Origin of the sequence: Nonomuraea sp. NPDC049480 (assembly GCF_044465905.1) — a bacterium.
Taxonomy (GTDB): Bacteria; Actinomycetota; Actinomycetes; order Streptosporangiales; family Streptosporangiaceae; genus Nonomuraea.
This window is the reverse complement of record NZ_JBITMD010000011.1, coordinates 307,103-320,608: the sequence shown is the minus strand read 5'-3', so window position 1 is coordinate 320,608 and position 13,506 is coordinate 307,103. Positions and strand designations below refer to the sequence as shown.

Sequence of the window (13,506 nt, the reverse complement as noted above, 5' to 3'; positions counted from 1 at the left end):
CCTACTTCGGGAGCCGGGCGCGTAGCTCGTCCAGGTGGGGCTCGATGTCCAGGCCCTGGGCGGACAACCACCGCGGGCTGCCGTACGTGCCCTTGTAGCGGTTGCCGCTGTCGCAGATCAGCGTGACGATGCTGCCCCGCTCCCCGGTCCGGCGCATCTCGTCGATGAGCTCCACGCAGGCCGCCATGTTCGTGCCCGTGGAGCCGCCGACGTCCAGGCCCGTGACCTCGCGGGTCCAGTGCATGGCGGCGATCGAGCGGGCGTCGGGGACGGCGATCATGCGGTCGATGACGGACGGCTGGAACGACGGCTCCACACGGGGGCGCCCGATGCCCTCGATGCGGGAGCCCCGGGCGGTGACGGTGGTGTCGCCGGTGATCCAGCTCGGGTAGAAGGCCGAGCCCTCGGGGTCGACGACGGCCAGGCGGGTGGCGTGGCGACGGTAGCGTATGTAGCGGCCGATGGTCGACGACGTGCCGCCGGTCCCGGCCCCGACCACGATCCACGAGGGCTCTGGGTGCGGCTCCAGCGACATCTGCGAATAGATCGATTCGGCGATGTTGTTGTTGCCGCGCCAGTCGGTGGCCCGCTCCGCGTACGTGAACTGGTCCATGAAGTGGCCGCCGGCCTCGGTGGCCAGACGGTGAGATTCCTCATAGATCGCGCCGGGGTCCGTCACGAGGTGACATTTGCCACCGTAGAACTCGATGAGGTGACACTTCTCCGGCGACGTGGACGCGGGCATGACGGCGATGAACGGCAGCCCCAGCAGCCGGGCGAAATACGCCTCGCTCACGGCCGTGGACCCGCTGGACGCCTCGACGATCGTCGTCGTGGGTCCGATCCAGCCGTTGGCCAGGCCGTACAGGAATAGGGAGCGAGCAAGTCGGTGTTTCAGTGAACCGGTTGGGTGCACTGACTCGTCTTTCAAGTAGAGGTTTACACCCCAGTCCGAGGGCAGCGGAAAGACGTGCAGGTGTGTGTCGCAACTGCGGTTGGCGTCGGCCTCGACGGTACGTATGGCCTCCGCCACCCAGCGGCGTGTCCCCGTGTCGTGACGGTCCACGAAATCCATGTCCTTACGCTATCCCATGTGACTTTTGCCACTAGAACTACACAATTGGATGGCTAGTGTTATGATACTGAGACTTGTCCGGCCGTGGACGTGACCACGCACGCCGCGAGCAGATGGACGGAAACCCCTTCTGACCAAGGCGGAACCTCGCTAACGCGTCCCTTAGCTGGGACTTGCCATGATGGGACCGACGGCAGGCGGCCTGTGCCGAAACGGGGGATAGCGCAAGGGGGAATGAATTGATCACTATGACCGATGAGCAGCGTCAAGACTGGTTCGAACGCGATGTCGTGCCTGTGACATCACAGCTGTTCGCCTCCGCCATGCGCCTCACCCGTAACGCCGCCGACGCGGAGGATCTGGTGCAGGAGACAGTGGCGAAGGCGTACACGTCGTATCACCAGTTCCGCGAGGGCACCAACCTCAAGGCGTGGCTGCACCGGATCCTGACGAACAACTTCATCAACGACTACCGGAAGAAGCAGCGCTCGCCCAAGCTGTCGGCCGCCGAGGAGATCGAGGACTGGCAGCTGCACGCCGCCGAGTCGCACAGCTCGACCGGCCTGCGATCGGCCGAGACCGAGGCGCTCGACCGGCTGCCCGACAGCGTCGTGATGAACGCCCTGCGCTCCCTCCCCGAGGACTTCCGCGTGGCCGTCTACCTGGCCGACGTCGAGGGGTTCGCGTACAAGGAGATCGCCGAGCGCATGGGCACGCCCATCGGCACGGTGATGTCCCGGCTGCACCGGGGCCGCCGCCAGCTGCGCGGCATGCTGGAGGAGTACGCCCGCGAGGAGGGCGCGCTCCGGGTCCCCGCCCAGAGAGCCGCTTAGGACTCCAGAGAAAGATGAAGGCGGACGCGTAACACGCCGCCTTCCGCGCGCAACTCCACGAGGTCGCAGAGCTGCCGGCTGATCCAGAGCCCGTATCCCCTGGGGGATTCGGGCTCGGGTGGTATGTAGCCGGGTAAGGGGTCGTCCAGAGCGCCGCCGGGGTCGGCGATCTCGCAGATCAGCTCCCCGTCGCTCACCCACATCGTGATCGCGCCGTACCCGGCGCCGTGCTCGACGCTGTTCGCGGCGATCTCCGAGACGCTGATGACCAGCGAGGTGATCAGGTTGCGGTCCATGCCCGCGGCCCTGGCGTAGTCGCCCACGCTCTGGCGCAGCCGCCGCAGCTCGCGAGCGGTGAACCGGATGGTCACGGCGCCGGGGCCGGGCTCGGGCAGCGGGACGCGGTCGTCGTTCAGCACCAGCTCGTGGGGCGGGATGAAGCTGGTGCTCGTCGCCTCGCCGTCCGCGCCGAGCAGCAGCGGATGGTTCACCGCGTTGTATTCGAGCACGTCGGGCGGCACCCTGCGCAGGTCGTACAGGCACAGCATGACGGCCGATGCCCCGCCGAGCGCGGCGTTCACCACGGACTCGTAGCGGATCATCTCCGTGATCTCGCGCCGGCTCCTGCCTTCCCAGCTGGGCTCGCCGATCACGAGTGTGCGGCGCCCCCGGGTGTACTCGTGGTAGGCGGCCAGGGTGCGGTACGGGTGGCCGTACCAGGCGGTGGAGACCCGGCTGTCGATGCGTCCCGCGTCGTGGCCCAGGGCGGCGGTCAGCAGGTCGAGCTTGCGGGCGGAGGTGATCACCAGCACCCGCCTGCCCTCGGTGAGCGCGGCCCGCACGCGTGGCACGGCGAGGTTGAGAAAGGACTCATCAGAGTCGTACGGCACGCCGACGTGCCTCAGACCCTCGCCATTGATACGTGCCCGCTCAGGGCGCACGGGCGAAACGTAGCAAGCGCCGGCGGTGCTACGCAACGGCTATCAGGGCCACCGCGCCGAGCGCGCATGCCACACCCACCACCTGGACGCCTCCCAGCCGTTCGCCGAGCACCTGTCTCGCCAGCAGCAGGGTGCTGGCGGGGTAGAGCGAGACCAGCACGGCCACCAGGCTCAGCAGCCCCTGGCGCTGCGCCAGCAGGTAGAGGACGTTGGCCACCATGTCGAGCACGCCCGCGGCCAGGATGATGTGCAGCGAGCCCGCCCCCGGCCGCAACGAGCGCCGGGCGGCCAGGGCCACCAGCACCACCATGGACACCGAGGACAGCCGGGCCCCCACCAGCGGCCACAGTCCCGCGTCCCCCGGCGCCATGGCGAGCAGAATGAAGAACCCGCCGAACCCGGCGCCGGCCGCCAGCGCGGTCAGCAGCGCGCCGATCGAGGCCCGCCCGCCCGGGGACGCGTCCTGGCTGACCAGCAGCACCGATCCCAGCGCCAGCGCCACGCCGACCAGCGCCCAGACCCCGGGCCGCTCGCCGGTCGCCAGCCCGAACACGACGGGCAGCGCCGCCGAGGTCACCGCCGTCGTCGGCGCGACCACCGACATGACACCCGTGGCCAGCGCCCGGTAGAACAGCGCCAGCCCGGCAGCGCCCGACAGCCCGGCGGCCAGCCCCCAGAGCAGCGCCCGGTCGCTGAACACGCCCGGCAGCAGCGGCAGCAGGCCGAGGATCAGCGCCAGGCCCGCGATCTGTGAGAGCACGACGACGGAGAGCACCTGGGTCCGCTTGCTGGCCAGGCCGCCGAAGAAGTCGGCCGTCCCGTAGACCACCGCACAGGCGGTCGCCAAGATCACTGCAGTCACCAATCGCCCCTTCAGTTCACTACGTTGCACTACTAGTACAACACATTAGGTGCAACACAGTGCAAAAACGTTTCACTAGACTGGACTCCCATGGAGGACCCCGCACTCATCAACCAGGCCATCGCCAACAACGTCCGCTTCCAGCGCTCGCACCGAGGGCTGACGCTGGACCAGCTGGCCGCCCGATCAGGCGTGAGCCGGGGGATGCTCGTGCAGGTCGAGCAGGGACGCACGAACCCGAGCGTCTCCACCCTCACCAGGATCGCCTCGGCCCTGGGCGTCACCGTGGCCCGGCTGGTCGAGGTCGGCGACGTCCCCATGGTGCGCATCGTGGACAAGTCGGACGTGGTGACGTTCCACCAGGGCCAGGTGGAGGCGCGGCTGCTCGTCGGCGCGGACACGCCGATGATCCTGGAGCTGTGGGACTGGCGTCTGGCGCCGGGCGAGCACCATGACGGCGACGCCCACCCGCCAGGCACCCGCGAGATGGTGACGGTGCTGGAGGGCGAGCTGACGCTCACCGTGTACGGCAAGAGCCACGTGATCGGCAAGGACGACGCGGTGCTCTTCACCGCCGACCGCCCCCACCGCTACGCGAACCGGGGCGAGGAGGACCTCCGGTTGATCATGGTGGTCGCCGAACCGCGCGAGACGCACGACCAATAACGGAAACAGTATGGAAAAGCTAGGTAACCATCGGTAACTTGTGCGGTAGGTGAGGCTCCCGTTACAGGAGGTACACGATGGCAACCCGCCGTTCCACCGGCTTCGGCCGGCGATAGTTGACGATTGCTGTATGTCTTGGACGGCTCATGCCCGTTGCTGGGTACATCCCTGGTGTCACGGCGAACGTCGGCAGGGGGTGGCGTGTGAGTGAGGCCCGAGCGGCGACGGAGAAGCTCCAGGTAGAGCTTCATGGTCTGGGCGTCACCAGCGCGTACGAGGTGGGCGACGACGCGACCATCTCGGTGTGGATAGGCCTGGTCGTGCGGTATAGGGATGGTTTTTACCGTTGGCAGGAAGGACCGGCGAAACGTCGGCATCTGGGTACGGATCCGCTTGGATGTGCCATACGCGTGGCGCGCCGCTGCAAGGAATTGCAGGCGGATGTCCCACTCTGGTGGGACGACCTGGCCAGGGAGCTGCGGGGGGAACCGGTCCAGGACTATCCGTAGGCCCCCGTATGCGGCGTTTCGGGGGGAAGCATGCGCGTCTGGGCCTTGCCGCTGGCCCTGCTCGCTCTGGCGGCCTGCGTCACGCGCTCGGTGGCGCACCACCGGTCGGCAGAGGAGCCGCCGGTCGCGCCGATGAGGCCGGTGAGCGTCGATCCCGTCCTGCTGGCCAGACGGCTGGCCTCGATGCAGGCCGGCTGGCCGCGCAGCCGCAGCTTCGACTGCACGCGGATCAAGTGCGTGGCCCTGACCTTCGACGACGGGCCGGGCGAGCACACCGGAAGACTGCTCGACCTGCTCGGCAGGCGTGACGTCAGGGCCACGTTCTTCGTCATCGGGCAGATGGTGGCGGCCGACAAAGGGGGGCGTACCGTCCGCCGCATCGTGGACGAGGGCCACGAGATCGGCAACCACACCTGGAGCCATCCGCCGCTGGCCGAGCTGCCGCACGCGGCGGTCCGGCGCGAGCTCAAGCACACCGAGAACATCGTGCAGCGGCTCACCGGGGTGCGGATGCGGATGATGCGGCCTCCGTACGGGTCCACGGACGAGCAGGTGGCCGCGGAGACCCGCCGCGAGGGGCTGGCCCAGATCCTCTGGAGCCTCGACACCCTCGACTGGCGCGACCGGGACACCTCGACCGTCGCCAGGCGGGCGGGCCGGGCCGCGCCGGGGTCGATCGTGCTGCTGCACGACATCCACCGCAGCACCGTGGACGCCGTGCCGGCGATGCTCGACACGCTGGGCAGGAAGGGCTACACGTTCGTGACGGTCTCGGAGTTGTACGGCAAGACGCCGGCGCCGGGGAAGATGTACACCGCTCGCTGACCCGGGTTGTCGGTGGCGCGTGGCACCCTTACGACATGGGTTTCACCGGTTTCCCCGACGAGGCGTTCATCTTTTACGAGGGCCTCGAGGCGGACAACTCGAAGACATACTTCACCCGGCACAAGCAGCTCTACGAGGAGGCCGTGCGGGCGCCCATGATCGCCCTCACGGACGAGCTCGCCGCCGAGTTCGGGCCCGCGCAGCTCTTCCGGCCCTATCGTGACGTGCGCTTCGCCAAGGACAAGTCGCCCTACAAGACCCATCAGGGCGCCTTCGTGGACCTGATGCCCGGCATCGGGCTCTACGTCGAGATCAGCGCGTCCGGGCTGTTCACGGCGGGCGGCTTCTACACACAGGCGGCCGACCAGATCGCCCGCTACCGGGCGGCGGTGGACGAGGACCTGACGGGCAAACCCCTGTCGGCGATCACCGACGCACTGGTGGCGGCCGGCTACGCGCTGGAGGGCGAGCGCCTGAAGACCAAACCTCGCGGATTCAGCGAGGACCACCCCCGCATCGGCCTGCTCCGCCACAAGTCTCTGTACGCGGGGATGCGATTCGAGCCCGAGCCCTGGGTGCACACGCCGCAGGCCCGCTCCCGGGTGGAGCAGACCTGGCGCGCCTACGGCCCCCTGGTCGAATGGCTCTGCGCCCATGTCCGGGGCAGCGAGCTCCCGCGCCGGTGACCGCCGCGTCGCAGGGGGCGGTCACCGGCAGTGCGGCGGACGGTCAGGAGGTGGTCCTGGCCGGGTCGACGCCGAAGAACTTGGCGACGTCGTCCAGGATGGAGTGCGCGCCCTGGATGCCCACGGCGGTCATCCACGTCAGGTCGGCGACCTCGCGCTTCTCACCCTTGAGCTTGGCCCAGAGCGGGTTGCCCACGAACTTCTCCTTCGGCTCTTCGGCCGACGGGTCCTGGTAGGTGGAGACGAAGATGTGGTCGGCGTCCAGGTCCGGGATCCGCTCCTGGCTCACGTCCACCGCGATCGTGTCCTGCACGGTCGGCTGGCCGTCGGGGCGCGGGAAGCCGACGTCCTTCATCACGATGCCGGAGTAGGACTTCTCCACGTAGAGGCGGACCGTCGGCTCACCGGCGAAACGCACGATCGAGATCGTCGGCAGCTTGCCGTCCTTCTCCTTGATCGCCGTGCCGATCTTGGCCGCCCGGTCCTCATACTCCTTGATCTTGGTGTCCGCGAGCTCCTCCTTGCCCAGGGTCTGGCCCATGAGCCGGATGTTCTCCTTCCAGATGGCCCCGGTCGTCTCGCTGAAGACGGTCGGCGCGATCTTGGACAGCTTGTCGTACAGGGCCTCGTGCCGGACCTTCGCCGAGACGATCAGGTCGGGCTTGAGCGCCATGATCTTCTCCAGGCTCGGCTGCTCCAGCGTGCCGACCGGGGTGGCCTCCTTGCCGTACTCCGCGGCAACCGTCCCCAGGTAGTCCGGAAGCTTGTCGTCGAGCGAGCGGTATGTCGTGTAGCCCACCACGGGCGTCTCCAGCGTGAGGACCGCGTCCACGAAGCTCTGGTCGAGCGCGACCACCCGCTTCGGCTGGGCCGGGATCTTGGTCTCGCCCATCGCGTGCTTCACGGTCCTGAACGGAGTGCTCGCCGTGTCCGCCGTGGAGGTGGTGGTGGCCGCTGGCTCGCTGGAGCCGCAGGCGGCGAGTCCCGCCACGAGGAGTGCGCCGACCAGCGCGCGCAACGGTCTCATCTGCAATCCCTTTCCCAGGAAGTAAGGCAAACCTAAATTAGGTTAGCCCTGCCTAAGCTGGCATACTTCACCAGGATCGAGCAAATGCTGAGGAGGAACCGGGTGAGCGCAACGGTCGCCGCGCCGCGCCTCTACGGCATTCGTCAACGCCGGATCGCCGTCCTCGTCGCGCTTCTCGCCGCCGTGGCGGTCGCCGTCGTGATGAGCGTCACGATCGGCTCCAAGTCCGTGCCGCTCGCGGACGCCTGGCACGCGCTCACCGCACCCACCGGCAGCGAGAACGACATCATCATCCGCTCGCTCCGCGTCCCGAGGACCGTCTTAGGAGTGCTCGCCGGCGTCGCGCTGGGCGTGGCGGGCGCGCTCATGCAGGGCCACACCCGCAACCCGCTCGCCGACCCGGGACTGCTCGGCGTCACGCAGGGGGCGGCGTTCGCGATGGTGGCCTCGATCATCCTGCTCGGCGCCTCCAGCCTGCTCGTCTACATCTGGTTCGGGCTGGCGGGCGCGCTGGTGGCCAGCGTGGCGGTGTTCGCGCTCGGCATGGTGGGCGGCAGAGGCGGGCCCACCCCGGTCACGCTGGCGCTCGCGGGGACCGCGGTCAGCGCCTTCCTGTACGCGCTCACCTCCGCCATCGTCCTGTTGGACGAGCAGGCGATGGACGTGTTCCGCTTCTGGCAGGCGGGCTCGATCGCGGCCAGGGGCTCCGACGTGGTCTGGCAGGTGGTGCCGTTCATCCTGGTGGGCCTGGTCCTGGCGATCGCGAACGCGCCGGGGCTGAACGCGCTCTCCCTCGGCGAGGACGTGGCCAGGAGCCTCGGCCAGAACATCGCCATGACCCGCACCGTCGGCGTCGCCGCCGTCACCCTGCTGACGGGCGCGGCGGTCGCCGCCTGCGGTTCGCTGTCGTTCGTCGGACTGATCGTGCCCCATCTGGCGCGCCCCCTGTCGGGCACCGACCACCGCTGGTTGCTGCCGTACTCGGGGCTGATCGGCGCGGCGCTGCTGCTGCTCGCCGACGTGATCGGCCGCGTGGTGGCGCCTCCGGGAGAGCTGGAGGTGGGCGTGGTGCTCGCGTTGATCGGCGCCCCGTTCTTCGTGGCCCTGGTCCGCCGCAGGAAGCCGGTGCGCCTGTGATGACCGCCCTCCCCCTGCGCGTCGGCGCCCTGTCCTGGCGGGTACGCCTGCGCGGCGTCGCGATCACCCTGCTCGGCCTCGTGCTCCTCGCCCTGCTCATGGCCATGAACATGCGCATCGGCGACATCCAGATGACGCTCGCCGAGGTCGTCGCCGGCACGTTCGACCAGAACAGCGCCGCCCACTTCGTCATCATGGAGCTACGCCTGCCGCGCGCCCTGACCGGCGCCCTGGTCGGCGCCGCGCTCGCGCTGTCCGGCGCGATCATCCAGTCCATCGCCCGCAACCCGCTGGCCAGCCCCGAGATCCTCGGCGTCACCACCGGCGCCTCCGTCATGGTCGTGGCGGGCGTGGTGGCCAGCGGCAGCGTGTACGGCGGCACCAGCGGCCTGCTGTCCACCCTCGGCATCCCCGCGCTCGCCCTGCTCGGCGGCCTGATCGGCGCGACAGTCGTGTACGGCCTGGCGTGGCGGCGCGGCCTGGACGGCTACCGCCTGGTGCTCGTCGGCATCGGCGTGGCCGCCGTCTTCACCAACGTCAAGTTCTGGCTCCTGACCGTCGGCGACGTCAACGACACCAGCCGCGCCATGGTGTGGATCAGCGGCTCGCTCAACGGCCGCGGCTGGGAGCACGTCGTGCCCACGGCGCTGGCCCTGGCCGTGCTGGTGCCGCTGACCCTGCTCGGCACCCGCTCGCTCGACGCGCTGCGCTTCGGCGACGACACGGTCACCTCCCTGGGCATCAGGACGAACCTGGCGCGCGCCCTGATGATCCTGGCCGCCGTGCTGCTGGCCGCCGTGGCCACCGCGTCCGCCGGGCCGATCGCGTTCGTGGCGCTCGCCTCGCCGCAGATCGCGCTCCGGCTGGCGCGCTCGGGGCAGCCTCCGCTGTTGTGCTCGGCGGTCATCGGCGGCGTCCTCACCACGGCCGCCGACCTGATCGCCAGGACCGCGTTCTCCCCGCTCGAACTGCCCGTCGGCATCGTCACCGCCGTGCTGGGCGCCCCCTACTTGATCCATCTGATCTGGAGGGCACGCAAGTGAGACTGCAGGCCGCCGCCGTCAAGCTCGGCTACGGCGACCGGATCGTCGTCGACGGGCTTGATCTGGCCATCGAGGCGGGCACCGTGACCACCATCATCGGCCCGAACGGCTGCGGCAAGTCGACCCTGCTGCGCGCGCTCGGCCGCCTGCTCAAGCCCCACGGCGGCGAGGTGCTGCTGGACGGCAAGCGCATCGACAAGATCCCCACCCGCGAGGTGGCCAAGATCCTCGGCGTGCTGCCCCAGGCGCCCATCGCTCCGGAGGGGCTGACCGTGGCCGATCTGGTGGCCAGGGGCCGGCATCCGCACCAGACGTGGTACCGGCAGTGGTCCTCCGACGACGAGGAGGCAGTCGCCACCGCGCTCGACATGACGGGCCTCGCCGACCTGGCCGAGCGGCCGCTGGACGAGCTGTCGGGCGGGCAGCGGCAGCGGGCGTGGATCTCCATGGCGCTGGCGCAGGGCACCGATCTGCTGCTGCTCGACGAGCCCACGACCTTCCTCGACCTGGCACATCAGGTGGAGGTGCTGGAGCTCGTACGGCACCTGCACCAGGAGGCGGGCCGCACGGTCGTCATGGTGCTGCACGACCTCAACCTGGCCGCCCGCTACGCCGACCGGCTGGTGGCCATGCGCGCCGGCAAGGTGATCGCGGCGGGGACCCCGCACGAGGTGCTCACCGAGGAGCTGCTGGGGGACGTGTTCGAGCTGGACGCCAAGGTCATCGAGGACCCGGTGGCGGGGACTCCGCTGGTCGTCCCGATCCGCCCGCGTTCCCATCCTCCACAGCCGCCGGCCTGACCCGGCGCCCACGGGTCACACCTCTGCCAGCGCCCGCCCGACGTCTTCGTCGCCCGGGGCCAGCTCGGCGGCCCTGAGCAGGTCCCGCCTGGCCGCGTCCGGCCGGCTCATGGCCCGGTAGACCACTGACCGGTTGAACAGCAGCTCGGCGCTCTCCGTCAGCTTCAGCGCACGGTCGAGGTCGGCCAGCGCCGCTTCGTTGTCGCCGCGCTCGTAGGCCAGCTCCGCCCTGCCGGCCAGGCCCGCCGGCAGCTCGGGGTCGAACTCCAGCGCCTGGTCGAACGCGGTCCGCGCCTCCAGGTGGCGGCCCTCGGCCAGCTCCACCTGCCCGAGCACGCACAGCAGGTGCGGATCGCGCGGCGCCAGCGCGAGCCCCCGCTCGACGTCCTCCCTGGCCCGCTCGTAGTCTCCCTGGGCCACGAAGATCCCGCTGCGGTTCACGTACGCGGGCGCGAAATCCGGGTCCAGCTCCAGCGTGTGGTCCAGGTCGGCGCGGGCGCCCGCCAGGTCGCCGGCGGCGAAGCGGAGCTCGGACCGGTTGTAGTACGCCTCCGGGAAGGGCGGGCTCAGCCGCATGACGGCCTCGTAGTCGGCCAGCGCCTCGTCCGCTCTGCCGAGCTGGTGCAGCAGGTTGCCCCGGTCGAGGTAGTAGTCGGGGTAGCCGGGGTCGGCCTCGATGGCGCGCGTGTAGTCGGCCAGCGCCTCCTCCGCGCGGCCCGCCATGGCCAGGAGCTGGGCCCGGTTGGCGTGGAGGACGAGACGGTGGATCGGGTGCTCGTCCGGCAAGTCGGCCTCGGCCAGATCGATGGCCCGCTGGACGAGCTCCATGGCGGCGTCGTGGCGGCCCCTGCGTACTTCGACCAGGGCCTTGCCGTTGAGGTCGAACCCCAGGTGGAAGGCCCGCTCCCGGGGGTCGGGCAGCAGGGACGTGATGGTGACGGCCTCGTTGATCCAGGACAGGGCCTGTTCGGGGTCGCGGCGGGCCGGGTCGTGGTGGCGTACGAGGATCATGGCGGTGGCGTACGCGATCGTGGCGCGGTGCTTGGGGTCGATACACGTGCGGCGCGCGCGGTCGTAGAGCTCGCGGGCCTCGTCCTCGCGTTCGATGGCCTCCAGCGCGGCGGCCACCCGCTGCAGGAGCCCGGGGTCGTCCACGCCGCGCAGCCGCGCCAGGCCCGACTCGGCCATGGCGTGGTGGAAGCCCTCGTCCCGGTAGCGGTCGAAGTCGGCCGGCAGCGGCCCCGTGCGCGGAGCCGGTGGGCCCTCCTCGATGGTCAGGAGGCCGGGGTCGAGCCTGCGCCGCAGCACGGCGACGAGCTCCACGTCGGTGTGGTCGGCCTCGCCCAGGTTGGTCACGGTGAGCGTCAGCGCGCCGGCGCGGCTCAGATGGTCGCGGACGAATTCGGCCAGCCCGTTGGCGATCCTCAGGCTGCGGCGGGCACCGGGCACGAGGACCCGTTGCGCCCTGGGCAGGCTGTCGGCCAGCGAGCGCCGGCGTGCCGGGACGACGTCGCGCAGGCGCGGCGCGGCCGCGCGGATCTCGATGTCGTGGGCGGCGACCAGATCGGGCCGGTGCTCCAGCGCCTGTGGGACGAGGTGGCCGAGGAGCGCGGCGGCGAGTGTGTACGGACCGCCGATGCGGCGATCCGCGTCCAGGAGGATCGTGCTCACGCGCGCGCCCCCTTCCGTGGTGCCGGCGCCCCACGCGGAGACGCCGGCGTCGGCGGCATCAGGCGTTGTGTCTCGGCGCGGCCCCGGCGGTGGGTTTCACGGTCCCTGGCCGATGAACGACGATCTTCTTCATGGGCGCCCTTTCACGATCATTGATGACCGGAATATGTCAGCACACCGCAAAGTCACCGATCAACATTTATCTGGTAAGGGCTATTCCGCCGTTAATTACCGTGCGGCCGGAACATCGTCAGTCCCCGAGAATGGCGTCCACGAACACCTCGGGATCGAACGGCGCCAGGTCGTCCGGCCCTTCGCCGAGCCCCACCAGCTTGACCGGGACCCCCAGCTCGCGCTGCACCGAGATCACGATGCCGCCCTTGGCGGTGCCGTCGAGCTTGGTCAGCGCGATGCCCGTGATGTTGACGACCTCGGCGAACACCTGAGCCTGGCGCATGCCGTTCTGGCCCGTGGTGGCGTCGAGGACGAGCAGCACCTCGTCGACCGTGGCCTTCTTCTCGATGACCCTCTTGACCTTGCCGAGCTCGTCCATGAGGCCGGTCTTGGTGTGCAGGCGGCCGGCCGTGTCGACGATGACGGCGTCGACCTTCTCCTCGATGCCCTTGGCGACGGCGTCGAACGCCACCGAGGCCGGGTCGCCGCCCTCGGGGCCGCGCACCGTGTCGGCGCCGACCCGCTCGCCCCAGGTCTGGAGCTGGTCGGCGGCGGCCGCGCGGAAGGTGTCGGCCGCGCCGAGCACGACCTTCTTGCCGTCGCCGACGAGCGAGCGGGCGAGCTTGCCGGTGGTGGTGGTCTTGCCGGTGCCGTTGACGCCCACGACGAGCACCACCGCGGGGCGCTCGCCGTGCTTCTGAACGTGGAGGGTGCGGTCGAGGTCGGGGTTGATCTGAGCGAGCAGCTCCTCGCGCAGCAGGGCGCGCACCTCGCCGGGCGTGCGGCTGCCCAGCACCTTGACCTTGGTGCGCAGGTCCTCGACCATGATCTGGGTCGGCGCGACGCCCACGTCGGCCGTGATCAGGCTCTCCTCGATCTCGTCCCACACGTCGTCGTCGAGCCGGTCGCGGGAGAGCAGCTCCAGCAGCCCGCGCCCGAGCGCGCTCTGCGAGCGGGCCAGCCGCGAGCGCAGCCGCACCATCCGGCCCGCGGACGGCGGCGGCACCTCGATCTCAGGCTTGACGACCATCGGCTCGGCCGGTTTGACGGGGGGCGGGAGCGTCGTGGTCGCGCCCTCGCCCTCCTCCGTCGCCGGCCGCCGCTCCTCGGGCTTCTCCGGAATGGGGGGCGCCTCGGGCGGCTTGACCGGCGGGGGCGCCTTGCGGCCCGGCCTGAAGAGCAGGAAGAGACCGCCGGCCGCCAGCAGGGCGACGACGGCCACGATCACTATGACGCCGAGGTAACCATCCACAAGAT

At 70.1% G+C, this 13,506-nt stretch carries 13 protein-coding genes; 7 read left to right on the top strand and 6 right to left on the bottom strand.

Going from position 1 to position 13,506, the window contains the following annotated elements; all coding sequences use genetic code 11:
* Position 1 precedes the first annotated feature (1 nt).
* Complete coding sequence (locus ACIBX3_RS30930) at positions 2-1,075, bottom strand: PLP-dependent cysteine synthase family protein (protein ID WP_397123068.1); 1,074 nt, start codon at positions 1,073-1,075, stop codon at positions 2-4.
* Between the two features lie 248 nt (positions 1,076-1,323).
* On the opposite strand from ACIBX3_RS30930, the gene ACIBX3_RS30925 reads away from it, so the two are divergent.
* On the top strand, positions 1,324-1,908 hold the full coding sequence (locus ACIBX3_RS30925) for a sigma-70 family RNA polymerase sigma factor (RefSeq protein ID WP_397123066.1): 585 nt from the start codon (positions 1,324-1,326) through the stop codon (positions 1,906-1,908).
* Here ACIBX3_RS30925 and ACIBX3_RS30920 read toward each other — a convergent pair.
* Together ACIBX3_RS30920 and ACIBX3_RS30915 are read right to left on the bottom strand one after the other, a co-directional pair.
* The gene (locus tag ACIBX3_RS30920) at positions 1,905-2,849 is read right to left on the bottom strand and encodes an anti-sigma factor RsbA family regulatory protein (protein ID WP_397123064.1); all 945 of its coding nucleotides are present in this window, start codon (positions 2,847-2,849) and stop codon (positions 1,905-1,907) included. The two genes, ACIBX3_RS30925 and ACIBX3_RS30920, sit on opposite strands and share 4 nt — an antisense overlap.
* Positions 2,850-2,877: 28 nt before the next feature.
* Positions 2,878-3,711 (bottom strand): EamA family transporter, encoded by an 834-nt coding sequence (locus tag ACIBX3_RS30915; protein ID WP_397123062.1) that lies wholly within the window; start codon positions 3,709-3,711, stop codon positions 2,878-2,880.
* Between the two features lie 90 nt (positions 3,712-3,801).
* Here ACIBX3_RS30915 and ACIBX3_RS30910 point away from each other — a divergent pair, with 90 nt between their 5' ends.
* The 3 genes from ACIBX3_RS30910 to ACIBX3_RS30900 all read left to right on the top strand — a co-directional run bounded on the left by ACIBX3_RS30910 (position 3,802) and on the right by ACIBX3_RS30900 (position 6,397).
* Positions 3,802-4,377 carry a helix-turn-helix domain-containing protein gene (locus ACIBX3_RS30910; protein ID WP_397123060.1) on the top strand — a complete coding sequence of 192 codons (576 nt, stop codon included), beginning with the start codon at positions 3,802-3,804 and terminating at the stop codon, positions 4,375-4,377.
* A gap of 539 nt (positions 4,378-4,916) precedes the next feature.
* On the top strand, positions 4,917-5,711 hold the full coding sequence (locus ACIBX3_RS30905) for a polysaccharide deacetylase family protein (protein ID WP_397123058.1): 795 nt from the start codon (positions 4,917-4,919) through the stop codon (positions 5,709-5,711).
* Positions 5,712-5,746: 35 nt separating this feature from the next.
* Positions 5,747-6,397 carry a DUF2461 domain-containing protein gene (locus ACIBX3_RS30900; protein WP_397123056.1) on the top strand — a complete coding sequence of 217 codons (651 nt, stop codon included), beginning with the start codon at positions 5,747-5,749 and terminating at the stop codon, positions 6,395-6,397.
* Between the two features lie 43 nt (positions 6,398-6,440).
* Here ACIBX3_RS30900 and ACIBX3_RS30895 read toward each other — a convergent pair whose 3' ends face one another.
* A complete protein-coding gene (locus ACIBX3_RS30895; RefSeq protein WP_397123054.1) occupies positions 6,441-7,424 on the bottom strand; it encodes an ABC transporter substrate-binding protein in 984 nt (327 codons plus the stop codon).
* A gap of 102 nt (positions 7,425-7,526) precedes the next feature.
* Between ACIBX3_RS30895 and ACIBX3_RS30890 the strand changes: the two genes are divergently transcribed.
* Genes ACIBX3_RS30890 through ACIBX3_RS30880 form a run of 3 tightly spaced genes read left to right on the top strand, consistent with a single transcriptional unit; the run spans position 7,527 to position 10,404 of the window.
* Positions 7,527-8,561 carry a FecCD family ABC transporter permease gene (locus ACIBX3_RS30890; RefSeq protein WP_397123052.1) on the top strand — a complete coding sequence of 345 codons (1,035 nt, stop codon included), beginning with the start codon at positions 7,527-7,529 and terminating at the stop codon, positions 8,559-8,561.
* Positions 8,561-9,604, top strand: coding sequence for a FecCD family ABC transporter permease (locus ACIBX3_RS30885; protein ID WP_397123050.1), 1,044 nt, complete (start codon positions 8,561-8,563; stop codon positions 9,602-9,604). Before ACIBX3_RS30890 ends, ACIBX3_RS30885 begins: the two co-directional genes overlap by 1 nt.
* Positions 9,601-10,404 (top strand): ABC transporter ATP-binding protein, encoded by an 804-nt coding sequence (locus tag ACIBX3_RS30880; protein ID WP_397123048.1) that lies wholly within the window; start codon positions 9,601-9,603, stop codon positions 10,402-10,404. Before ACIBX3_RS30885 ends, ACIBX3_RS30880 begins: the two co-directional genes overlap by 4 nt.
* Before the next feature lie 15 nt (positions 10,405-10,419).
* Here ACIBX3_RS30880 and ACIBX3_RS30875 read toward each other — a convergent pair whose 3' ends face one another.
* Positions 10,420-12,075, bottom strand: coding sequence for a tetratricopeptide repeat protein (locus tag ACIBX3_RS30875; RefSeq protein WP_397123046.1), 1,656 nt, complete (start codon positions 12,073-12,075; stop codon positions 10,420-10,422).
* Positions 12,076-12,325: 250 nt separating this feature from the next.
* On the bottom strand, positions 12,326-13,501 hold the full coding sequence (gene ftsY, locus ACIBX3_RS30870) for a signal recognition particle-docking protein FtsY (protein WP_397123045.1): 1,176 nt from the start codon (positions 13,499-13,501) through the stop codon (positions 12,326-12,328).
* Between the last annotated feature and the right edge of the window lie 5 nt (positions 13,502-13,506).